A 22141-nucleotide genomic window follows, 5' to 3' on the forward strand; every position below is an offset into this window, starting at 1 on the left:
GGCAAGACGATGACCTTGCAGCACATCGAACAGGCCGCCAGCCTCGGCACGCCTGACAGCACGACAAGCCTCGGCACGGACCTCCTGCGCCTCGGTGGCCAGGCGGGCATCCGCTTCCTGTCGCGCTACGGCGTCCTCATCGCTTTCCTCGCAATCTGGCAAGTGTCGAGCAGCGCGGGCTGGGTCAACGCGGCCGTGCTGCCGCCGATCGACATGATTGTCGCAGCACTTTGGAAGGGGCTGGCCGGCGGCACTCTGCTCGGCGACATCGCCATCAGCCTGCAGCGCGCCGGTCTCGCTTTCGCGGCCGCCGTGCTGGTCGCCATCCCACTTGGCCTGTTCATGGGTCAGGTGCGCACAGTCGAAACCGCGCTCGATCCCATCCTGCAGGTTTTCCGCCAGACCTCGGCGCTGGCGCTCTATCCCGTATTTATCCTGCTGCTTGGGCTCGGCGAGGCGTCCAAGGTATTCGTCATCTTCTGGGCGACGCTGTTCCCGCTGCTGCTCAACACCATCGGCGGCGTCAAGCAGGTCGATCCGAAACTGCTGGAGATGGCCCGCGTCTATGGTGCCAGGCAGCTCACCGTCTTCCGCCGCGTCGTGCTGCCCGGCGCTGTGCCCTCGATCTTCGTCGGACTGAGGCTCAGCGCCACCACGGCGCTGCTCCTGTTGATCGCCTCCGAAATGATCGGCGCCAACAAGGGCATCGGCTTTCAGGTGATGAACGCGCAGTACAACTTCCAGATCCCGCTGATGTTTGCGGCAATCGTCATCCTCGCCGGCCTCGGCCTGATCGCCAACCAGGCGCTGGTCAGCCTGCAGCGCCGGCTCTGCCGCTGGAGCAATGCCGTCGACTGACCACCCGCCCTTACCAATCTCAACCAGGCCAGAACTCAAATCAGGAAAGACCCGGACCATGAAAATCACCCGCCGTTCCCTGCTTGCCGGCGCGCCCTTCGCCGCCGGCCTTCTCGCCGCCGGCCTGCCGCGCTTCGCCTTTGCCGAAGCCGCACCCGTCAAGTTCCGCTCCCTCGCCAGCCGTGGCAGCATGTCTCCGCATGAGCTGGCCGGCGAGCTCGGCTATTTCAAAGGCCTCGGTATCGAGGTGGAGAATGTCGGCTATTCCGGCGGCGGCCCGGAATCATTGTTCGCGCTCGCCTCCGGCAGCGTCGATATCGGATCGGCCGCAACCGCCGCCGTGATCAATTCGATCTCCGGCGGCAACGACTTCGTCGCCGTCTATCCGAGCAACGGCATCAACAGCAAGGTGCGCAGCGTCTTCTACGTGCTCGACGACAGCCCGATCAAATCGATCGCCGACATTGCCGGCAAGACCATCGCCGTCAACACGCTCGGCGCCCATCTCGACTACACCGTGCGCGAGGCGCTGCACAGCGTCGGCCTGCCGCCGGATGCCGCCAATCTCGTCGTCGTGCCCGGACCGCAGCTCGAACAGACCTTGCGCTCCCGTCAGGTCGACATCGCGGCGCTCGGCTACTGGCAGGCGACGTTTGCCGGCGCCCTCGTGGACAACGGCGGCGTGCGTGGCGTGTTCAACGACACCGACGTGCTGGGCGAGCTGGCCGGCGGCTTCGTCGTGCTCAGGCGCGACTTCATCGCCGCGCATCCCGACGCCGCCCGCAACTTCGTCGAACAATCGGCGCGCGCCTCCGACTGGTCGCTGCAGAACCCCGACGAAGCGCGCAAGGTGCTCGCCACAATCCTCGACAAGCGCGGCGAAAACGGCGAGCTGGCGCGTTACTGGACCGGCTTCGGCCTGCGCCAGGGCGCCAAGGCGACGGACCGCGACATCGACTTCTGGGTCAGCGTGCTCGAGCGCGACGGCCGTCTGCCAAAGGGTAAGCTGAAGGCAGCGGACATCCTCTACCGGCCGGGCGAAACCAAGACCAACTGACAAAAGCAACCGACCAACCAGTTGGGAGACGAGCGCGATGAGCAGCACAAGCGGCGGTCAGGTCAGCATACGCGACCTGTCCAAATCGTTCAGCATCAGTGGGCGCTCGCTTGCCGTGCTGAGGACCCTCAACCTCGACATCCGCTCGGGTGAATGCCTTGTCATCGTCGGCGCCAGCGGATCGGGCAAGACCACGCTGCTGCGCATCCTAGCCGGGCTGGAGGCCGCCGACAGCGGCGGCGTCGCCATCGACGGCATGCCGGTGCACGGCGTCGGTGCCGAGCGCGCGGTGATCTTCCAGGAACCGCGCCTGCTGCCCTGGTTGACCGTGCTCGGCAATGTCGCCTTCGGTCTCGAAGTGCGCGGCGTGCCCAAGGCCGAGGCCGAGGAAAGGGCGCGCTTCTATATCGCGCTCGTCGGCCTCGCCGAATTCAGCGATGCGTTTCCCCGGCAGCTATCGGGCGGCATGGCGCAGCGCGTCGGCATCGCCCGCGCCTTGACCGTGCAGCCCGAAATCCTGCTGCTTGACGAGCCGCTGGGCGCGCTCGACGCCATGACCAAGATCGGCATGCAGGAGGAACTGGCGCGCATCTGGAGCGAGGAGAACGTCACCATGGTGATGGTGACACACGACCTCGAGGAAGCGATCTACCTTGCCGACCGGGTGCTGATCCTGCCCAAGGAGAAAGGCGGCGCGGCGCGGCTGATCGACATCGACCTGCCCCGCCCGCGCGAGCGCAGCGAAAGCCGTTTCGTACGCTACCGCGAGGAACTGCTGCGCGAATTCGGCCTGCACTGAAAGCCGCCTAAGAGGCCTTGGTTCCTCGCCCCGCAAAGCGGGAGGGGTGTCTCGGCGAAGCCGAGACGGAGAGAGGGGTCCTCCTTTAAGTGCCCTGCCCCGCGCTTTCCTGGAACCGGATTCCCCGCCCCCGCATTTCCTTAACCGGGAGGCGAAGGAGCGCGGCATGAAAGCTTTGTTCGCAATCTTTGGCGGCTTCGTGCTGACGCTTGCCGTATTCGCCAGCGGCCTCGCCTTCGCCACGTGGCTTCTAATAGCCAAGCCGGTACGGCCGGCCGCCCCAGTCTCCAGCGTCGCCGAACTGTGGGCCAAGGACCCGCGACCGGTGAACCCGGCCTCGCAGCGCCTCGAGCGCCTCCCGGCCCGCCCGGTCCCCGTTCGCATCTCGGAAGTCGATCGCACTTCGAAACCCGCCGACACCGCCGCAGCTTCGACACCCGACACCACCGTGACGGGCTCCATCCAGCCGCCAGCGGAAGAGCAGCAGGCTCTGCCCGCTGCCCACGTGGAATGGTGCGCCAGCCGCTACCGCTCCTACAGGCCGGACGACAACCGCTACACATCCTACAGCGGACAACAGCGCCCCTGCATCTCGCCCTATCTCGACGCCGGCGCCGCCGATGACGGCAGCTATTTCGAGGCGAGCGATACGTCGTCGATGGAGGGCTACCCGCCATCGGATGAACCCGGCGCCGCCGAGCTCTCATTCGACCACGTGCAATACTGCTTCAGCCGCTACCGGTCATATCGACCAGAGGACAACAGCTATCAGCCGTATTCGGGCGGGCCGCGCAGGCAGTGCGAGTAGGCAGGCCGTGGGGTGGCTGGCGGCCGCAGTGCATGGCGCCTTGTGCGACCCCACCCAACGATCACGCAGATTTCTTGGATCGTTCGGGTTGGCGCGGCGTTCATCCGATACCCAAAGGAGAAATCAACATGGGCGACGACCGGGAAGACAAGATTCGTGAGCGCGCATACCAGATCTGGGAACGCGAAGGCGGGATCCATGGCGATCCCGAGCGGCACTGGCACCGGGCCGAGGCCGAGATCGATAGGGAGGCAGCCCTGCCACTGACGGCAGGCGATGCCCTGCCGGAAACCCGCGAGGTCGCGAGCTCCGACGTTTTGACGGTGGAGGCCCTGGCGGTGCGCACCGGCATATCGGGCGAACAGGCGCAGGAGCTGATCGACAGGCTGGGAAACGACAGGGCGGCTATCGAACAAGCCGCACGCAACCTTAAGGGGAAGCAGCGGCTCGGGGAGTAACAGATGATCAGAAAACTCAAAGACGGAAAATACCGCCTCTATTCGCGCAAGAAGGACGAAAAGACCGGCAAGCGCCGCAATCTCGGCACCTTCGATACCCGCGAGGCCGCCGAAAAGCACGAACGCGAGGTGCAGTATTTCAAGAGGCATTGACGGGCGTGCTGTCGCTTCCCAGGCAGCCGCGCCGGAGGGCAGCCTCCTGGCGGCGTCCAGCGTCACGATGTGGTCCTTGGCGGTGCCTCCAGCGTTCCTGTTGAAATTGAACAAAACGGGAACAAAAATGTCAAGAGCGAATTGACTCTGCGAGGAATGCCTTCCTATTTGTCAGTAGGCGGGGCGGTGCTCACAAATCGAGGAGAGCCGCGATGGGCAGACGAAAAAGCCGGTTTGACAGGCTGTCGGCGAGGGATGCGGAGGCGATCATCAGGGACACTTTGAGCCTGCGCAAGACGGTGCTGTCGTCGCAGCTGCATTTGAAGGCGCATGGCGAGCTGTTCTGGCAGCTTTGCGGGCTTGTCGAGAAATTGCACGAGGTGCTGGCCAGCGTCGCGGAGAAGGAGCCCGATTACCGGATGGCGGAGCTTGGCCTGCTTCCCCTCCCCGAGGATTACTCGACCCGGAAATGAGCCATGGCCGGGCCGATGGACAGCGTTGGGCGTGCCGCCAAGGCCAACATGCTGCTCATCGTGGAGTGCGGCCATTGCTACCATGTCGGACGCTTCAGGGCGAATGACGTGGCCCAGGTGGTGGGCTGGAACAAGCCGCTGGAAGCGATCAGGTTCAGGTGCAAACGATGCAGCCGCAAGGACACGACGGTGAAGACGCAGTTCATCGACCAGGATCATCCGCCCAAGGGCTACATCTGGGTGCTGCAGAAGTTCAAGCGCTAAAACAACGAGCCTTGCACCGGCGCCTGCTGCGGAAACTTGATCTGCGTCGCCGGCTTGTCGACGATCACCAGCGCATCATCGGGCGCCGTGCGCTGCAGGTGCCTTGCCTCGGACCATGGCGCCGTCAGCCAGGTCTCGGTTTCTTCCGGCGTGGTCAGGATCACCGGCATTGCCTTTTCGTGGATCGGCGCGATCAGCGCGTTGGGCTGGGTCGTCATGAAGCCATAGACTTGGTGATCGGCAGGGCCGTCCTTGACTTTGCGAATACCCTGCCAGCGCGTCCACAGGCCGGCAAAGAAGAACAGCGGGCGGTCCTCGCCGAGTGCAAACCAGTAGTTGCGCTGAATGCCGGTCTCGGGGTCCTTGTCGCCGGGCGTCGGGCTGGGCTCGGCGAAGCTGGTGACAGGCACCACGCAGCGGTTCTCGATGCCGAGATATTGCTGCCAGTGGCCGTATTGCGGATTGCGGATATTGGTGGTGCCATAGTCGGCCTTGCCCTTGACCCGCTCCAGTGGCGTCGGCATGCCCCACAGCAGATTGGCCAATTCGCGTTCGCCGTCCGGCGTGTTGCGCACCACAGGGCCTGGCTGGTTGGGATAGATGTCGATGGAGGGTTCGAGATTGCCGAGGATGTCGCGCAAGGCGCGGGTCCACTGGCGGATGGCCTCCTGGCTGGTCGTGATATTGTAAAGATTGCACATTTCAGGCCGTTCCCGGATGCTCAGGCATCTTGTTGGAAACGGCCTGGAATTTCCAGCGCTGTGCGTCGGGTTGCTGACACGGCAGGCCGTGTCAGCAATGGTTTGTGAGACTTACCGCGCCGATTGTCTCATAGCTTGTGCGGCGACTGCCGCGAGAAAAGCCCTCGCCGCGGCATCGCAGGCCGCTCGAGACGGGCCTTTGGCGAAAAGAAGAAGCTCGGCGGCTCGAATGTTGAGCCCGTGCTTCCTTGCGAATGTGGCTAGATCGTAAGGCTTGTTGTCGTAAGGTTCGTCGTCGTAGTCGATCGTCAGATCGTAGTTTTCTTTCATTTTCTTCCTCCCTTTAGCGATCTCCCCCCTCCTGTCGCTAACGCAAAATTAACGTCGATGGCGGCGGGCGAGTCCACCAATCAGAGATTGTGTAAAAAACGTACGAGCTCGCATGCTCGCCCTCGCAACGGGCCTGCGAGCAATCGCCGCGGACCGGACCTGTCGAAAGAGCCGATTATGATGGCAATATTGGAAAGGCTGCCACGGCCTGGTGCTACGGGGTGTCCGCGACGCCTAGCGTGCCTAAATAGCCGGCATTTTCATCTTCCAGGCTCCGGTCCGCAGCCGGCCTCGTTGGGTCCGGCTAAAGGATAAGTCCGGCTAATAACACCGTAAGGAGCAGCGACAGCGGAACGGCCGCAAGACACCAGATCTCCAACGTGTTGTTTTGCAGCGGGTCCATCATCAGCCTCACTTTTTGGTTTGTCATTGTGACACTAACGGTTGGTCGGAGGTAGCGGTTCCAAGCGACGCCGTTCATAGAGCGCTGCCTGTGCTGCATATTAGCAACAGCTTGACGACCGCTGCGTACCGCTTGGACAACTTCACTGGCGCCGGTGGATGCGTATTCCGCAGGACTGCAAGCGCCCCTCGGCATCAGTCGTGCGGGGATCGATCGCCGCCCATGATCAGCGCCGAGCCGGTCATGCCCCGGAACCCGATGGCTGCATCTATCTCCGGCCGAAGTTTCGCTACCACCGAGCCGATCCGATGTTCACTCCAGCCAGCGATGCGCGTTTACAGGGACCTAAGTCTGACCTGCCTGCGCAATGGTCTTGTGTACGGCCGGCGTCGGGAACAACTGCGCCCGTCTTCAGTTGATGGCGTCACCTCCTCGAGGAGACATCGGCGCAGAATCAGTCCCTTCATGCGCTGATTAGGGTCCGCCTGCCATTGCTGGATTTGGCAGGCGGACCCTTGGTTCTGTACGCTCCAGATGGAAAGCGGGTAAGCTCGGGATCACTCATCATCCCAGAAATCCCGTAGAGACGTATGGCGGAGGTCTTCCTCGCCCCTGAGATGCTTGACCTGGCTTGACATCCGAGACGACCTCCCAGCGCGCGCATGCAGCGGGGTCGCCCTCAGCCTTCCAGCGCCTCGTGCTGGTAAAGCTCGTCCATGCTGAGCGTCGCAAGCGCGGCGAAGGGTGCCTGCTTTTTCACGCGGCCGTGGCTCAGGATCACGACGTCGTCGCAGAACGAGATGGTGCTGCGATGATGGCTGATGACGATGGTGGTGCGACGGCCGGCGCGCGACTTGAGCGTCTCGACGATTGCCGCTTCCGACAGGCCGTCCACCGCATTGGTGGCTTCGTCGAGGATGAGGATATCGGGATCGCGCACCAGGGCCCTGGCCAGCGCGATCCGCTGCCGCTGTCCTGCCGAGAGATTGACGCCACGATAGCCGACGACCGTCCAGTAACCCTGCGGCAGTTGCTCGATGAAGCCATGCGCTTCGGCCAGTTTTGCCGCGCGCTCGGCGTCATCGGCCGAGGCCGCGTCCTGGCCGTAGATGATGTTGTCGAAAATCGTGCCGTCGACCAGCTCCAGCTCCTGGCTGGCGAGCGCGATGTGCTTTCGCCATTGGCTGGGGTCGATGCGGTCCAGAGGCGATCCATCAACGAGAATCCTGCCGCTATCCGGTTCGACGAAGCGGCACAAAAGATTGACGATCGTCGTCTTGCCGGCGCCCGACCGGCCGATCAGCGCGGTCGAGCGGCCGCTGCGGAGGTCGAAGCTCGCCGCATGCAGCACCACCGCGCGCTGTTCCGAACCAGAATAGGTAAAGGTGACGTCCTCGAACTTGATGCCTTGGCTGAGCCCGGGGAACGCTGCGCTGCCTTGCGGCGGCGCGGGCTTGCCGGATGGGTCCAGCATCCACGTCACCTCTTCAAGCGATCCGCTCAGGCCCTGCAGCTGGCTCCAGGCCATTTGCAGCGACCGCATATAGGGCTGCAGCCTGTAGAGCAGGATGACGAAGGCGACGATCAGCGGGAAGGAAACATTGGCGAACCAGGCGCCGATCACCACCGCCAGGAACAGCATGGCGTGCAGAACCTCGGTCAGCGGCGGCAAAGCTCCCTGACGCGTCAAAAGCACGAACGCCGCCCGGCGCACCGCATCCGATGCCTGGTCGAATGCCGCCTTCTCGCGTTGCTCCTGGCCGAAGATGCGGATCAGCCGCCCGGCATGCACCAGATGCAGCATCTGCGATGCGAGCTGGCTGTTGCGGGAGGCGACGCTGCGGCTCGGCGCCTTCAGATTGGCCGACAGCACGGCGTGCGCGACCTGGACCAGCGCCAGGCCCAGCGTCACCAGCAGCGTCATTTGCCACGACAGAAGCAGCAGGAAGGCCAATAGGATGATTGCGGCCGATGCATTGACGATTGCCCCCAACGTGATCTGGATGGCATCCGAGGCCCGCCAGGATTCGTTGGAGATGATGTTGAGCAGCCGTCCCGGGCTTTGCTGCAGGAAGAACGGGTAGCCCACCCGCAGCAGCTGCTCCGACAGCGCGCTGCGGATCGAATGGCTCGCCTTGCCGTAGATGAAGGTGGTCAGCAGCGTGTTGGCGTAGGCGAACAGGTTCTTCAGCACGATCGAGCCGAGAATCGCGACGGATATGACGATCAGGCGGTCGCGCTCGCTCAGGCTCGATCCGACATGCTGGAAGACGGCGGAAAAGCCGGCCATGCCGGTCTGCCCCTGCTGCCCCATGATTATGTTCAGCAACGGGATGATCAGGCCGATGCCGAAGCCTTCAAGCGCGGCGCTGAGCAGCCCGAGCGCCACCACGGCAGGAAGCAGGCGCAACTGCTTTCTTCCGAGCGCGCGGCGCAGCATCGGCAGGCTGGGCGGCATCAATCGCATGGTGGCGGATCACCTCGCCTCGGCATTTGCCTGTTGCTCCTGTCGCATTTGCGCCGGCTGCGGCGATTTCGCCAGCAAAAGCACCGCGAACTTGGCCGCGCCGAGCAAATTCATGCCGACGATCGGCCAGTGCGACAGCTTGAGTTCACGGTCGAACAGAGGGCCTTTCACCAGTTCGCGCATGGCCGCCCTCATCGACCAGTAGCAATGCCGAAGCAGCCACGGCGCGTGGCGGATATGTTTCAGGCAAAGCCCGCCATTGCCCATGCTGTAGTCGCGGTGCAGCTTTTCGATGGCCTTGCGGTCGCGCCGGCCGTGATGGTGATAGATAGTCATATCGGGCACATATTCGACCGGAATCCCAAGTAGCACCGCCCGCACTAGATAGTCCGTATCCTCTGCGGAGCGCAGCGGGCCGCCGGCGCCGAAGCGTTCGTCGAAACGGCCGATGCGGGCGGCAACATCGCGGTGCATCGTCATGTTGCAGCCAAGCACGAAGCCGCCGGGATGGACGTCTGGGGTAAGCCGCGCGCGCACCGGCGACCGCTTGATGGTGAACGGCAGGTCGCGGGGATCGCCGATCTCGACGCGGCCGCCGCGGATGACCCGTTCGCCTGCCGCATAGTGCCGCTGCAGATCGCGCAAATAATCCCGGTGGACCGCGCAATCGTCATCGACGAAAACCAGCACGCGGCCCCGCGCCCGCTCCAGCCCGGCATTGCGCGCGGCCGCCAATCCGGGTCGCGGCTCGCGAATGGCCGTGAACGGAATGTCCGAAAGTTCGGCGATGCCGGCCAGCCGTTTGGCCGTGCTGTCGGTCGAGCCATTGTCGACAACCACCAGTTCGGCAGAGAAGGCAGCGTAGGCGCGGCACGCGGCCTGGATCGACTTTATGCAAGGCTCGAGCACGTTGACGCGGTCGCGTGTGCAGACAATGAAGCTGACCTCCGGTGCCGGCCCGTGCTGCGGCCGGGGCGACATGGCCGCCGGCACCGTCGAGCGGCCGCGCTGCTGGAGGAGCTGATGGGATTTGACGAACATGCGCTGCTAGCTCAACTGGTTCGAAGGCAAAACCGCCGCGGCCGGCACGGACTGCAGATACCGCGACAAGGCATCCACCTGCCTGGTGACCGACATCGAGGCGAGACTGAAGCGCGGCGCGAAGGCACCGGTGCGAAACACGTACTGCTCGCGGCGCCGGATGAGTTTCCATTTCGCCGTCCGCGTCAGGAATTCGTGCATCAGCAGCGGCTGCCTTTCCCCCGATATCAGCTGGTAGAGGAAATAGAACAGGTTCAGCGTGCCGGCCTGATAGCTCGGCCTCGTCTGGGCCGGCAGGGCGGCAATCCTTTCTTCCAGCCCAAGGATCCATTCGGCGGCACGGCGAACCGTGCCCATCGACAGGACGTCACCGATGTCGCGAAGGCATTGCGTCTCTTGTGCGAGCCCCTCGCGCTCGAGGTTCTCGGCGACGATCTTCAAATGCGTCCTGCGCATTTCGCGCTTGTGCCTGTTGGTCACGCTGTCGTCATGGATTCGATAAGCGATCAGGCTTTCGGGGATCATGGCGGCCGGGTAGCGGTCGGTCAGCCGCCTGAACAGGTCGAAATCCTCGGCGTGCTTGTAGCTCGTGTCGTAATATAGAACGTCTTCTTCGATGACCTTTCTGTTGTAGACGACCGTGGAATGCATGAAGATCGTGAAGAACATCGACAGTATTCGCAGGATATTGTCCTGGAATATCGGATCGGGCGAACCCCTGACGATGCGGTTGCCGAGCAAGGTATCGAAACCCGCGCCGCATAGAGCCAGATCAGGCTGCTGGTTGAACAGCGCGACCTGCCGCGACAGGCGCCGGGGATAGGCGATGTCGTCGGCGTCCATCCTGGCGACCAGATCGCCGCGCGCCACGGCCAGGCCTTCGTTCAAAGTTGCGATCAGGCCACGGTTTTCGCGTGAGATGATCGAGATGCGATTGTCGGCCTGGCGGTATTTCTGCAGGATCTGCAGCGAGTTGTCGGTCGAGCCGTCATCGATGGCGATGACCTCCAGACGCTCGTAATCCTGGCGCAGGACGCTGCCCAGCGCAGCGGCGAGATAAGGTCCCGCATTGTAGATCGGCAGCAGAACGGAAACCAAGGGAGCAGCAGCCATGATCAGCTCCGATCGGTTCGCTGCAGCTTGCGCGGCAAGGGTGACGTGCCACCATCAAGCGGCCTGCCCGGATATGCTCCCGCCGCGAGCCATCCGGCATTGCCCACGTCGATGCCTGCCGGAATGGCGCCGCGGCCCTTTCGAGCAACATAGGGGAAGTGGCGTTTGAGGCTGTTGAGCGGCTTCTCGAAAAGCAGCCACGAGACCGAGGCCAGCATGAGCGTCGCAGTTCCCGCGACCAGGAACCGCCCGGGCCCTTGCTCCGAGACGTTGAGCGGGATCCAGGGCTGCGACTTGACAACCAGAGCCAGCACTATGGGATGGTAGAGATAGACGCCGTAGCTGATGCGGCCAAGGCCAAGCAGCGGCGGCAGTTCGAGAAGTTTTCCGACGCGACCGCCAATGCCCGTCGAACAGCTTGCAACGATGACCACCAGCGGTACGAGAGGCAGGATCTGCAACAGCAGCCAGAGACCCCATTCCTGCACCGGATTTGCCGGCGCCGGCGCAAACCACTGCAGAACGAAAAACGCCACCGCGAGCCCCGGCCAGCCAGCTCGAAGCCATTGCGGCAAGCCGGCTGTTCTTGACCGGTAAGCGGCAAGCAGCGCGCCCGACGCCAGTGCATCCATCGACGCCGGCGGCAGCAGGTCGCGCGCCAAACCGAGCGTTCCCGCGATCGGCCAATAAAACCGGTAGGCCAGCGACAGCACGATCACGCCGATGCAGATCGATTCCAGGCGCTGGCGCGGCGCCAGCAGGACGATCAGCGGCCAGGCGATATAGAACTGCTCCTCGATGCTCAGGCTCCAGAAATGGCAGAGCAGCCAGGGCGTCCATTCATTCTGCGCCGCGTACCAGAAATTCGACAGATAGAGGGCATGCCAGGCCAGCGATCCTCTGGACTGCTCCAGGTCCACCAGCCAGACGAAACCCAGCACGGCGAAATAGGCCGGGAATATTCGCAGCGCCCGCCTGATATAGAAGGATTTCAGCGCCGGTCCGGTTTCGAATTCGGCGGCCGAGCGGGCTTCGAGCAGCAGGCGCGTGATCAGAAAGCCGCTCAGCACGAAGAACAGACGCACGCCGATATGGCCCCAGAACGAAGACCCACCGGCCGCGAAGAAGTGGGCGTACAGCACCATCGTCACGGCGATGGCCCTCAGCGCGTCCAATTGGGTGTCGCGCGCATTTGCCATTAGCGGCATACGCCGGCGGGACGGCGAAACTGCCAATCGGTCAACATGGCGGCGTCGTTCACGGCGCATTTCCAATCGAAAGCGCCCCCCTCACGCAGAATAGGGCCACCATTGTGCAACGCAACACAAAAAGTTGACACATTTGAAACAGGAACGTGAGGCGCGACTAATAAAAGCCAAAAAACAGCAGAAACCAGCCCGAATTGTCCATTTTTGACGATTTTCTCGCACTCCCTTGGCCCGCCGATATCGGCGGCAGGGTGCTGCGATGCAGCATGTTCGCCGCCATCACGGGCGCGCAAGATCTGGGTCTGGACACAGATGCCCCCCACAGGACCGGCCGGCAACCGACGCTCGGCGACCTTTTTGCTGCGCTGGCGCGGCTGCTGTTAACGCGACAACAGTGGGAGCAAGCGCAAGCTTCCCGCCTCCGAGTTACGCCTCCTTGCTGGCATTCGCGAGCACCACTGCGCGACGCTCCGGGAGCCCCAATCCGACGAGCGCGCCGGCGAGCGAGAGCAGAGCGGAGACGTCGATTGCCGAGGTGAAGCCATCGCTGAACGCGTCGGTGGACGAGAAGCTTCCAGTGCCGGCGAACACCGCACCGGCGATCGCGATCCCGGATACGCCGCCGAGAAAGCGGAATGTGTTGAACGTGCCGGCAGCCTTGCCGACCTCCGGCCGCGCGACCGCATTGAGAGCCGCGTTCTGCGCGGCAGGCATGGCCATCGACACGCCGGCACCGGTAATGATCAACGGGGCGACTAGCTGGATATAGGGCAGATCAGGTGCGGCGATCTGCGCCAGCCAGGCCATTCCAGCCGCTTGCAGGATCAGTCCGGCCACGACAAGCCAGCGCTCGCCGACGCGGTTGATCAGGCTGCCGGAGATCGGTGCGACCACGAAAAGCGTCGCGGTCCAAGGCAGCAATCCCATGCCGGCGCCGAACGGGTCACGGCTCTGGGCAAACTGCAGAAACTGCGGCAACAGGAATACGAGGCCGTACATGGCGGCGCAAAGCAGGAAGTTCGCCCCTACGCCCGAGGAGAATGCGCGCGCCCGAAAGAACCGCAAAGGCAGCATGGGCTCGCGGGTACGCAGCTGCCAAAGGACGAATGCGATGGCCAGAAGCAACCCGGCCGTCAGCGCCGTCAGCACTTCAGAGCTGCTCCAGCCCACGATGTTGCCGCGCATCAGACCCCAGACCACTCCGAATGCCGCCGCAGTTACCAGCACGACGCCGAGGACATCGATAGCCGTGCCCGGCCCGTGACTCTCCGGAATCCGACGCATCACCAGCGGGATGAGAACGATACCGACCGGGACATTGAGCCAGAATATCCAGTGCCAGGAGAGCCCTTCGGAAATCGCACCGCCCGCCATCGGGCCGATAATCAGGGCCAGGCCGGTGATGCTGCTGAAGATACCCAGCGCCTTGCCTCGCTCCTCCGGGGGAAAAGCGACGCTCAGCAGCGCCATGGCCAGCGGCATGACCATTGCGGCACCTGCGCCCTGGACCGCACGGGCCGCAATCAGCAATCCGGCATTGCCAGCGAGCGCGCAGGCAACCGACGCTGCGACGAACAACGCCAATCCGACAACGAGCGTACGGCGGCGGCCGAACCGGTCACCGAGCGCAGCCCCGGTCATGAGCAGGACGGCAAAACTCAAATTATAGGCGTTCATCGTCCATTGCAGCGTCTCCAGCGAGGCATCGAGCTCGACCCGCATCGTGCTCAATGCGGTCGCGACAACCATCGCATCGAGAACGACCATCAAGGAGCCTATCGACGTGAGAGCGAGAACCCAGACCTTCGTTGATCCCGCACTTTGCTTGCTCATGACTATGGCGCCTCCGGCTTGAACAAAGGGCCCGCCAGGTTACGGGCCCGTGATCCAGAGACGCGTAGGAACCATCAAAGGATTCCAGCCAAAGAAAGTTTTTTCGACCGAATCCTTTTGCCCTCGTCGAGCGTCTATAGGACGCTGCGCCTGATGACGGGCGCCTGCCTGGGAGATACGCATGAAATCGATCCTTGTGCGATGACCGGATCCGCAACCGGCACGCCAGAAGGACGGGAGCCATTTGACCGGCTGCTCGGCGAATTGCGGCCGAAACTGCACCGCTATTGTGCCCGCATGACCGGTTCGGTGATCGATGCCGAGGATGTCGTCCAGGAAGCTACGGTCAAGGCGCTCGAGGCGTTCCCCGGGACCGGGCCGATAGCCAATGTCGAGGGCTGGCTGTTTCGCATCGCGCACAATGCAGCGCTCGACCACCTGCGCCGTCGCGCCAGGGTGGATGCCGCGCATGCCGTCGAGGATATCGACACGATACCTGACCCCGGCATATCGGCCGAGGGTCGGCACACTGCAGCCGCAAGCCTGCAGACCTTCATGCGCCTGCCCGCGGCGCAGCGTAGCAGCGTCATCCTCATGGATGTGCTCGGCTATACGATCGAAGAGATCGGCAACATTATCGACAGCAGCGTTCCGGCGGTGAAAGCCGCACTGCATCGCGGCCGTTTGCGCCTGCGCGAAGTCTCCGGCGAGCCTGACGATCGGCCTGTGCCGGTGTTGGCCGAGCCCGAGCGGGCGCGTCTGGCAGCCTACGTGGAGCGGTTCAACGCCCGCGACTTCGATGCGATCCGCGACATGCTGGCCGAGGACGTCCGGCTTGACCTCGTCAACCGGCTCCGGGCGAGTGGCCGCACGAAAGTGGGCCGGTACTTCCATAATTACGCGGGTATCCACGATTGGCGGCTGCTTCCAGGCCTGGTGGATCGGCACCCAGCCATTCTTGTGATTGATCCGGAGGACTCGGCCGGAGGGCTAAAATACTTTATCCTGCTGGAATGGGCCGGCGACAGATTGGCGAGAATTCGCGATTTCCGCTATGCGCGCTACACGCTTGACGGCGCCGAGGTGGTGTCTCTGCGGGCGTAGCAATTCGCGTTTCATAATGCCGAACAAACACTGCCAGCTATTTTTGGATCGCGGCCGCTTGCCATCCAAGCGGCCGCCCTTTTCCGCCGATCCTGCTTTAAGCCGGTTGCAACTCCCTGCGCGGCAGCGGCGGGAAGGCGATCGCAATCGCCATCGCGCCAAGCCCGACAAGGGCCGAGCCGATGAACAGCCAAGAATAGCTGGCATAGGCATCGAACACCATGCCGCCGGCGAGCGGGCCGAAAGCCATGCCGAGGCTGGACAGCATGGTTACGGCACCGAACACCGTACCGAGGATGCGCTGGCCGAAATATTCGCGCGCCAGCACCGCATAGAGCGGCATGACGCCGCCATAGGTGGCGCCGAAGATGACGGCGAGCGTGTAGAATTGACCAAGCTCGCTGACCGCAAGATAGGCTGCGATGACCACGGCCTGTATGGCCAGCCCGGTGATCAGCACCGGCTTGACGCCCAGCCGATCGGCAAGCACGCCGTAAAGCAGCCGGCCACCCAGCCCTGCCAGGCCCTCGATACTGTAGATGCTGACCGCCGCCATCGGCGCTATGCCGCACAGCATCGCATAGCTCACCATGTGGAAGATCGGCCCGGAATGCGCCGCGCAGCAGGCAAAGAAGGTCAGTCCCAACACGATGAATTGCGGCGAGCGCAGCGCCTGCGGAACCGTCATGCCGGCACCCTCGGCGGCAACGCTTGGGGCAGCGCCGTCGGCAGCGGGCTTGGGCGGCTGGCGCACCAGAAGCGCGGCCGGCAGTAGCAGCACCCACGCGGTTATGCCGATGTCGAACATCGCGGTGCGCCAGTCGTAGGCCGAAATCAGCCAGCGGGCGAAGGGCGAGATGGTCATTGGCGCCACGCCCATGCCGGCCGAGACCAGCGAGACGGCGAGGCTGCGGTTCGTGTCGAACCAGGCGGAGGTGAGCGCGATCATCGGCGCGAAGAAGGCGCTTGCCGCGAGGCCGACGAGCACGCCATAGGCCAACTGGAAAACGAGCAGCGAACCGGTGCGGCTGGCCAGGACCAGCGCCAGGCCAAGCAGCACGGCGCCGGTCATGACGACGATGCGGGCGCCAAAGCGGTCGTAAATGGCGCCCCAGGCGAAGCCGCCGAGGCCCATTACCAGGAAGTTCAGCGTCATCGCACTCGATATGCCGGCGCGCGACCATTGTGTGTCGAGCGCCATCGGTTCGAGAAAGATCGCCAGCGAGAACATCGCCCCGAGGGCGACACAGGTCATCAGCGCGCCAGCCGCGACGATAACCCAACGATAGGGAAGGCTCATTTCACTTTTCTCCCATGCCGGAAGCGTTGGTACAGCACGACTTTTTCGAGCTTCGCCGAGCCGCTTGCGTCCGAAGGACGTCGGACATGTCTTGAATCCGACAATCCGGTTGCATTTTTTATCCAGTCGGCGCGATGGCGCCATTCCACGGCTTTCTGGATTGACCGCGCACCATTCGAAGCTAGATTTCCAACCGGCGATCAGGAGCTGTCAAGCATGGCAAATCAGGAACTTCATCGCGGCCGTCTCATCGACCACCTCCAGCTGGTGGTCAGGGATATTGCGGCCAGCCGTCGTTTCTACGAGGCGGTTCTCAACGTGCTCGGCATACCGATCGGTGGCGCCGGCAATGATTATTTCTGGGCCGACGAGCTGTTCATTTCCAGCCCCGACAGCCCGGCGGCCCTGGGAAAGCTGACCGGCCGCCATCACCTGGCCTTCCAGGCAAATGACCGCGCCATGGTCGACGCATTCTACAGGGCCGGCCTCGACGGCGGCGGCACCGACAATGGCGCGCCCGGCGAACGATCCTACCATCCCGGCTATTACGCCGCCTTCCTGCTCGACCCCGACGGCAACAACATCGAGGCCGTCCACCACGGCGCGGCCAACCGCAGCGCCGATTCAGTGAAGATCACGTTCTAGCTTCGGGTAAGGGTGGTTCGCTTGCGCAAACGGCCGGCACGGTTGGTCTCTGCCAAAAGCTGGGTGTTTGCGTCATAGACCATGCGTCTGCCCTATCGCGTCAGCGCAGCCATTTGGCCTGCAAGGAAATCGACGAACAGCCGCGCCCGGACCGGCAGCTGTCGCCCGTACGCATGGACTATGTGCACCGGCATGGTTGGCATCGCCACCTCGGGCAGGATGCGGACCAGGCGACCCGTGTCGAGATCGTTCTGCACGGCAAACCGCATCAGATGCGCGATGCCGGCGCCGGCAAGTGCGGCATTGCGGATGGCGCCGCCGTCATCGGTATCGAGCCGCCCATCCGGCACGATCATCGTACCGTCGGCAAACGTGACCGGATAAGGCCGGCCAGCTATCTGGTGGCGGACGAATTCATGGTCCCGTAAATCCTCGACCGATGCCGGACGGCCGCGCCGCTCGACATAGGCCGGTGAGGCCACCAGCATGATCGGCAGATTGGCGATCTTGCGCGCGACGAGCCCGGTGTCTGAGAGCGGCCCCATGCGCACCGCAACGTCATAGCCTTCGCGGATCAGATCGGCGTGACGGTCGGTGACGCTGAGCTCGATCTTCACTTCGCCATGCTGCGCAAGGAACGCTTGCGCCCATGCCGCGATCAGGCCACGCCCAAGCTCGACCGGCGCTGTAACGCGCAGCAGGCCGCGCGCCGTATCGGCCATCTGGACGATGTCTTCGGCATCGTCCAGCGCCCTGAGCAGCGGCGCCACGCGCTCGTAATAAGCGATGCCTTCGCTGGTCAGCCCGAGCCGGCGCGTCGAGCGCTGGACCAGCCTGACGCCGAGCCGACGCTCGAGCCGCGCCACGCTTTTCGACACCGCCGACGGGCTGGAGCCGACCAGCCGGCTGGCGGCATGGAACGAGCCGGCATCGACCGTGCGGACGAAGGCGACGAGACCGGCGGTCTTTTCGAGGATGGTGGTCATTCCGGAATTCCAGGCACGAAAGAATGGATAATAATGATCCTAATACGCTTTTTGATCATCATTAAGTACTGCTCATCGTCGACAAAGGAGAGATTAATGAGCAAGCTGAACGGCAAGGTCGCCATCGTCACCGGCGCCTCCAAGGGTATCGGCGCCGCCATCGCCAAGAGTCTTGCCACGGCCGGCGCCGCAGTGGTCGTCAACTACGCCTCGTCACGGGAAGGCGCCGACCGCGTCGTCGCCGAGATCGAGGACCGTGGCGGCCGCGCCGTCGCCGTCCAGGGCGACGTGTCGCAAGCGGCTGATGTGCGCCGCCTGTTCGAGGCGGCGAAATTGGAGTTTGGCGGGCTCGACATACTGGTCAACAATGCCGGAGTCTTCGCATTCGAGCCGCTGGAAGCGGTTACCGAGGCCGAGTTTCACCGCGAGTTCGACACCAATGTGTTGGGCATCATTCTGACCACGCAAGCAGCAGTGAACCATTTTGGCGCGGGCGGCGGCAGCATCATCAACATAAGCTCGGTCGCCAGCCGCAATCCGCAGCCGAACTCGCTCGTCTACGCCGCGACCAAAGGTGCGGTGGACACGATCACGCTGTCGATGTCGCGGGAGCTCGGCGCACGCAACATCCGCGTCAACGCCATCGCGCCCGGCGGCATCGATACCGAGGGCCTCGCGCGCATCGGCATCGTCGGCAGCGAATTCGAGAAGCAGATTATAGCCATGACGCCGCTCGGTCGCTTCGGCCTGCCCGACGACGTCGCCCGCGTCGCGGTGTTCCTCGCCTCCGACGAAGCGTCCTGGCTGACCGGCGAGCGCATCACCGCCTCCGGTGGCTGGCGATAGGCATGGAGGGCGCGAACCTGCCGGCTCGCGGACCGTGCTACCCGCGGCGCGACGCGCTGCAATCGATGACGAGAGCGATCTAAGCCCTATGTAGCAGCGAGGGAGGAGCGCCGTGCGCCATCGATGGCGGCGAGATGCCAGGGAGGTAACGGATGACGGGCGACGAAAGAGCAATCCGAAAGCTGGTCGAGACGTGGATGGATGCGAGCAAGCGTGGAGACATCGCGACCGTCCTCAGCTTGATGACGGACGACGCGATCTTCATGGTTCCCGGCCGGGAGCCCTTCGACAAGGAGGTCTTCGCGGCAGCCGCGCAGGAGACGGCCGGCGTTCACATCGACGGCACGAGCGATATCGTGGAACTGCAGCTTCTCGGCAGTTGGGCCTTCATCCGCAGCCGCATCGATATGACCGCGACCCCGCCGAATGGCGAGCCGGTCCATCGATCGCGATATGCGCTGACGCTCCTGCGCAAGGAGGCGGATGGTGAGTGGCGGCTCGCGCGCGACGCAAACCTGCTGACCCTGCAAGGCTAGAGCCGGTCTCCGGCATCTCTGCACCGGAAGGCACGCCAGGGGGAGCGATAAGATGGCGAAGATGCGATGCAAGTCGCCCTGAATAGCGTTCCCCCTCCAGCTGATCACACCGGCAAGAGGGCGTTCGGCTTGACATCGGCGATGGAGGCGAAAGTGTGCGTTTCGCGCACGCCAGGCAGTGGCAGGATGACCCGCTGCAGGAAATCCTGGAACACCGCCATATCGGCGATCCGCGCCTTGACCAGATAATCGAAACCACCAACCACCATATGGCACTCCAGAACCTCCGGAGCTTTCGCCACGGCTTCGGCGAAGCGGTCAAAGACATGCGGCGCCGTGTGGTCAAGCCGGACCTCGATGAACACCAGCGTTCCCCGGCCGACCTTGCGCGGATCAAGCACGGCCCTGACCGCGGTGATGAACCCGTCGCGGAACAGGCGCTTCACCCGCTGGCTGGTTCCGGTCGGCGACAACCCGACGCGCCCGGCAAGATCAAGCGTCGTCCGACGGCCGTCTTCCTGGAGCAGCCTGAGCAGGCTGCGGTCTATCTGGTCGAGATCCTCCATTCCACAATCCACGCTATCTCAGAGATTTTTGTGCTTATTTCACGCAGAGATGCCAAAAACAACGTATTTCATCACATAAAACGTCGCAATAACCTGCGCTTCCCTCTCTCACCTAAGCAAACGCGGTGAGCCGATTTCGACGACCACAGGAGTGCAGGATGACCAAACAAGCGTTCAGCCCAGCCGGCAGGAGTGCGGCGGAAATCAGCAAGGGAGCGACCGAGATCCTGGTGCTGAGCGAAGCCGACGTGATGGCATGCATCGACCTCAGCCAGCTTCTCGATGTTCTGGAAGACGGCTTCAAGGTGCTGTCACAAGGCAAGGTCGTCAATCCACCCCGACCACAACTCGACATCCCCGGGGCCGGCTACAGCCTCGCCATGCCGGCCTGGATGGAGGGCATGAACCTGACCGTCAAGATCGTCAACGTCTTCGAAGGCAACCTGGCCAAGAACCTGCCCAGCCACCTTGCCACCATCAGCCTGTTCGATCCGCTGTCCGGCCTGCCGGTCTGCATCATGGACGGCACCTTCATAACCGCAGTGCGAACCTCCGGCTCCGCCGTGCTGTCGGTGCGCGCGCTTGCGCGCCGGGATGCCAGGATAGCAACCGTGGTCGGCGCCGGCGTGCAGGCCAACCAGCACCTGCATCTGTTGCCGCTGGTGCGCGACTTTGCCGAAATCCGTGTCGCTTCAAAGAGTTTCGACGATGCGGCAGCGCTTGCCCGGCTGCATCCGTCGGTGGTGGCGGTCGCCGACCTCGAGACGGCAGTGCGCAGTTCCGACGTGGTGTGCCTGGCGACCCACTCCTACCAGCCGGTGATCGACGCAGGCTGGGTCCAGCCGGGCACGCATGTCTCCTCGGTCGGGGTGGCGCCGCCCGGCGGTGAAATGCCGATCGAGCTCATCGGCAGATCCAGTCTTTTTGTCGAAACCAAGGATGCATTCAAACCGACCCCGGTCGGATCTTGCGAGCTTGCCGGCTTCGACCCGGATTTCGGCACCGAGCTTGGCGCCATGCTGCTCGACCGCGCGCCGGGCCGCGTTTCGGATCAACAGATCACCACCTACAAGGCGATGGGCATTGCGATGGAAGACATGGTCGCTGCCGACCTCGTCTATCGTTGCGCCCGGCGTCTGCGCAAGGGAAAGCTCATCGTGCTGTAGGCGCGCGCCGCGCGCCAGGCGGGATCGACGGTGCTGACAATGGCGCTTTCGCGCAAGCGGCCGGGCTAAAGGCCGGCCCCTCAGGCCGGCTCGCGCTTCAGCGCCTGCGCCATGCAGTGAATGCCGCCGCCGGTCTTCGAGATCTCGCTCATGTCGATGGCCGCCACCTCGAAGCCGCGCGCCTTGAGCTGGCCGATCAGCGTCTGGCTCGAGGTCGGGGCGATCACCCGGTCCTTGCCCAGCGACATGAAGTTGCAGCCGAGCGCCATGGTATCCTGGAACGGCACGTCGATGATTTCGTGGCCCTTGCCCTTCAGCCAGTCGACGATGCCCGGCTCCGTGCAGGCGAGGCAGACAGCAGTCAGTTTTTCAGCGATCGGCACCACCATCAGGTCGATATGGACATAATATTCGTCGATGAAGGCGATGCGGGTCTCCCAGCCCTCCTTGTCGAACCAGGCCTGCACTTGGCGCGCGCCCTCCTCCTGCGTGCGGGCGCCACCGCAGCCGATCAGCACGACGCCGTCCTCGATGACGTTGAAGTCGCCGCCCTCGAACGTGCCCGCGGTGACCATGTCGTAGATCGGGATGCCGAGCTTCTCATAGGTGCGGATCGCCGCGTAGTTCTCGCCGCGCCGCCACCACTGGGCCATGGCGGTGATGATGGCGCCATACGGCGTCATGACGCTGGAATCGCGCGAGTAGACCTGCATCGGCAGTTCCGGCGTCGGCTCGTGCCAGTGGATGTTGACACCGAAATGCTCATAGGCGGCGACCAGGTCCTTGTGCTGCGCCTGCGCGATCTGGACATTGCACGGCGCCTCCCGCAGATGTTTGCGCGACAGCGAGCTGGTCGAGAGATGGCGCAGGAAATTCGGCGAGCCGAGCAGCACGTCGGTCAGCACGTCGGTCTCGTTGGCAAAGCCCCAGGCGGTCAGCGGCTTGGTGCCGCCAGCCGGGTTGCGGCGCTGCAACGAGAACGGCTCGGTGACGATGCGGTCATGGACGGTCATGGGTTCTCCTCGT

General features: G+C 63.7%; 25 protein-coding genes. 13 read left to right on the forward strand and 12 right to left on the reverse strand.

Annotated features, from left to right (window positions below; genetic code table 11):
• The first annotated feature begins 9 nt into the window (after positions 1–9).
• The 8 genes from NKJ23_RS05895 (at position 10) to NKJ23_RS05930 (ending at position 4870) form a co-directional block, all read left to right on the forward strand.
• A complete protein-coding gene (locus NKJ23_RS05895; RefSeq protein WP_352645507.1) occupies positions 10–858 on the forward strand; it encodes an ABC transporter permease in 849 nt (282 codons plus the stop codon).
• A gap of 58 nt (positions 859–916) precedes the next feature.
• Complete coding sequence (locus tag NKJ23_RS05900) at positions 917–1915, forward strand: ABC transporter substrate-binding protein (protein WP_352679016.1); 999 nt, start codon at positions 917–919, stop codon at positions 1913–1915.
• Positions 1916–1952: 37 nt separating this feature from the next.
• Positions 1953–2714: an ABC transporter ATP-binding protein gene (locus NKJ23_RS05905; RefSeq protein WP_352679018.1), complete on the forward strand. Its 762-nt coding sequence runs from the start codon at positions 1953–1955 to the stop codon at positions 2712–2714.
• A 166-nt stretch (positions 2715–2880) separates the two neighbouring features.
• Positions 2881–3522, forward strand: a complete 642-nt coding sequence (locus tag NKJ23_RS05910) for a BA14K family protein (protein WP_352679021.1) — start codon at positions 2881–2883, stop codon at positions 3520–3522.
• Between the two features lie 128 nt (positions 3523–3650).
• Positions 3651–3980, forward strand: coding sequence for a DUF2934 domain-containing protein (locus tag NKJ23_RS05915; RefSeq protein ID WP_287286361.1), 330 nt, complete (start codon positions 3651–3653; stop codon positions 3978–3980).
• Between the two features lie 3 nt (positions 3981–3983).
• Positions 3984–4133, forward strand: coding sequence for a hypothetical protein (locus NKJ23_RS05920; protein WP_023677295.1), 150 nt, complete (start codon positions 3984–3986; stop codon positions 4131–4133).
• Positions 4134–4345: 212 nt separating this feature from the next.
• Positions 4346–4606, forward strand: a complete 261-nt coding sequence (locus tag NKJ23_RS05925; protein WP_352621365.1) for a hypothetical protein — start codon at positions 4346–4348, stop codon at positions 4604–4606.
• 3 nt (positions 4607–4609) lie between these two features.
• Positions 4610–4870, forward strand: a complete 261-nt coding sequence (locus NKJ23_RS05930) for a hypothetical protein (RefSeq protein ID WP_023677293.1) — start codon at positions 4610–4612, stop codon at positions 4868–4870.
• Here NKJ23_RS05930 and NKJ23_RS05935 read toward each other — a convergent pair.
• From NKJ23_RS05935 to NKJ23_RS05970, 8 genes are all read right to left on the reverse strand, one after another.
• On the reverse strand, positions 4867–5571 hold the full coding sequence (locus NKJ23_RS05935; protein ID WP_352679024.1) for an SOS response-associated peptidase: 705 nt from the start codon (positions 5569–5571) through the stop codon (positions 4867–4869). The two genes, NKJ23_RS05930 and NKJ23_RS05935, sit on opposite strands and share 4 nt — an antisense overlap.
• Before the next feature lie 111 nt (positions 5572–5682).
• On the reverse strand, positions 5683–5901 hold the full coding sequence (locus tag NKJ23_RS05940; RefSeq protein ID WP_292659780.1) for a hypothetical protein: 219 nt from the start codon (positions 5899–5901) through the stop codon (positions 5683–5685).
• Between the two features lie 1082 nt (positions 5902–6983).
• The gene (locus NKJ23_RS05945) at positions 6984–8771 is read right to left on the reverse strand and encodes an ABC transporter ATP-binding protein (protein ID WP_352679027.1); all 1788 of its coding nucleotides are present in this window, start codon (positions 8769–8771) and stop codon (positions 6984–6986) included.
• 9 nt (positions 8772–8780) lie between these two features.
• The gene (locus NKJ23_RS05950; protein WP_502902498.1) at positions 8781–9812 is read right to left on the reverse strand and encodes a glycosyltransferase family 2 protein; all 1032 of its coding nucleotides are present in this window, start codon (positions 9810–9812) and stop codon (positions 8781–8783) included.
• 6 nt (positions 9813–9818) lie between these two features.
• The gene (locus NKJ23_RS05955) at positions 9819–10925 is read right to left on the reverse strand and encodes a glycosyltransferase family 2 protein (RefSeq protein ID WP_352679029.1); all 1107 of its coding nucleotides are present in this window, start codon (positions 10923–10925) and stop codon (positions 9819–9821) included.
• Between the two features lie 2 nt (positions 10926–10927).
• A complete protein-coding gene (locus tag NKJ23_RS05960; protein ID WP_352679032.1) occupies positions 10928–12124 on the reverse strand; it encodes an acyltransferase family protein in 1197 nt (398 codons plus the stop codon).
• Positions 12124–12426, reverse strand: a complete 303-nt coding sequence (locus tag NKJ23_RS05965) for a hypothetical protein (RefSeq protein WP_352679035.1) — start codon at positions 12424–12426, stop codon at positions 12124–12126. Before NKJ23_RS05965 ends, NKJ23_RS05960 begins: the two co-directional genes overlap by 1 nt.
• Before the next feature lie 133 nt (positions 12427–12559).
• A complete protein-coding gene (locus NKJ23_RS05970) occupies positions 12560–13966 on the reverse strand; it encodes an MFS transporter (RefSeq protein ID WP_352679038.1) in 1407 nt (468 codons plus the stop codon).
• A gap of 201 nt (positions 13967–14167) precedes the next feature.
• Between NKJ23_RS05970 and NKJ23_RS05975 the strand changes: the two genes are divergently transcribed.
• Entirely contained in the window at positions 14168–15070 is a 903-nt protein-coding gene (locus NKJ23_RS05975) for a sigma-70 family RNA polymerase sigma factor (protein ID WP_352679041.1), read from the forward strand.
• A gap of 97 nt (positions 15071–15167) precedes the next feature.
• On the opposite strand, the gene NKJ23_RS05980 is transcribed toward NKJ23_RS05975, so the two are convergent.
• Positions 15168–16370: an MFS transporter gene (locus NKJ23_RS05980; RefSeq protein WP_352451471.1), complete on the reverse strand. Its 1203-nt coding sequence runs from the start codon at positions 16368–16370 to the stop codon at positions 15168–15170.
• 216 nt (positions 16371–16586) lie between these two features.
• Between NKJ23_RS05980 and NKJ23_RS05985 the strand changes: the two genes are divergently transcribed.
• A complete protein-coding gene (locus tag NKJ23_RS05985) occupies positions 16587–17015 on the forward strand; it encodes a VOC family protein (RefSeq protein ID WP_352679044.1) in 429 nt (142 codons plus the stop codon).
• 92 nt (positions 17016–17107) lie between these two features.
• Here the strand turns inward: NKJ23_RS05985 and NKJ23_RS05990 are convergent, their stop codons facing one another.
• Positions 17108–18001 (reverse strand): LysR family transcriptional regulator, encoded by an 894-nt coding sequence (locus NKJ23_RS05990; RefSeq protein ID WP_352679047.1) that lies wholly within the window; start codon positions 17999–18001, stop codon positions 17108–17110.
• Between the two features lie 96 nt (positions 18002–18097).
• On the opposite strand from NKJ23_RS05990, the gene NKJ23_RS05995 reads away from it, so the two are divergent.
• Together NKJ23_RS05995 and NKJ23_RS06000 are read left to right on the forward strand one after the other, a co-directional pair.
• The gene (locus NKJ23_RS05995; RefSeq protein ID WP_023677277.1) at positions 18098–18847 is read left to right on the forward strand and encodes an SDR family NAD(P)-dependent oxidoreductase; all 750 of its coding nucleotides are present in this window, start codon (positions 18098–18100) and stop codon (positions 18845–18847) included.
• Between the two features lie 152 nt (positions 18848–18999).
• Positions 19000–19383, forward strand: coding sequence for a YybH family protein (locus NKJ23_RS06000; RefSeq protein ID WP_352679050.1), 384 nt, complete (start codon positions 19000–19002; stop codon positions 19381–19383).
• Between the two features lie 104 nt (positions 19384–19487).
• On the opposite strand, the gene NKJ23_RS06005 is transcribed toward NKJ23_RS06000, so the two are convergent.
• Entirely contained in the window at positions 19488–19949 is a 462-nt protein-coding gene (locus tag NKJ23_RS06005) for an Lrp/AsnC family transcriptional regulator (RefSeq protein WP_352455438.1), read from the reverse strand.
• Positions 19950–20107: 158 nt separating this feature from the next.
• On the opposite strand from NKJ23_RS06005, the gene NKJ23_RS06010 reads away from it, so the two are divergent.
• On the forward strand, positions 20108–21115 hold the full coding sequence (locus NKJ23_RS06010) for an ornithine cyclodeaminase family protein (RefSeq protein WP_352679053.1): 1008 nt from the start codon (positions 20108–20110) through the stop codon (positions 21113–21115).
• 80 nt (positions 21116–21195) lie between these two features.
• Here the strand turns inward: NKJ23_RS06010 and NKJ23_RS06015 are convergent, their stop codons facing one another.
• The gene (locus tag NKJ23_RS06015) at positions 21196–22128 is read right to left on the reverse strand and encodes a dimethylarginine dimethylaminohydrolase family protein (RefSeq protein WP_352578476.1); all 933 of its coding nucleotides are present in this window, start codon (positions 22126–22128) and stop codon (positions 21196–21198) included.
• Positions 22129–22141 lie beyond the last annotated feature (13 nt).

Source organism: Mesorhizobium sp. M0184, from assembly GCF_040322215.1.
Classification (GTDB): domain Bacteria; phylum Pseudomonadota; class Alphaproteobacteria; order Rhizobiales; family Rhizobiaceae; genus Mesorhizobium.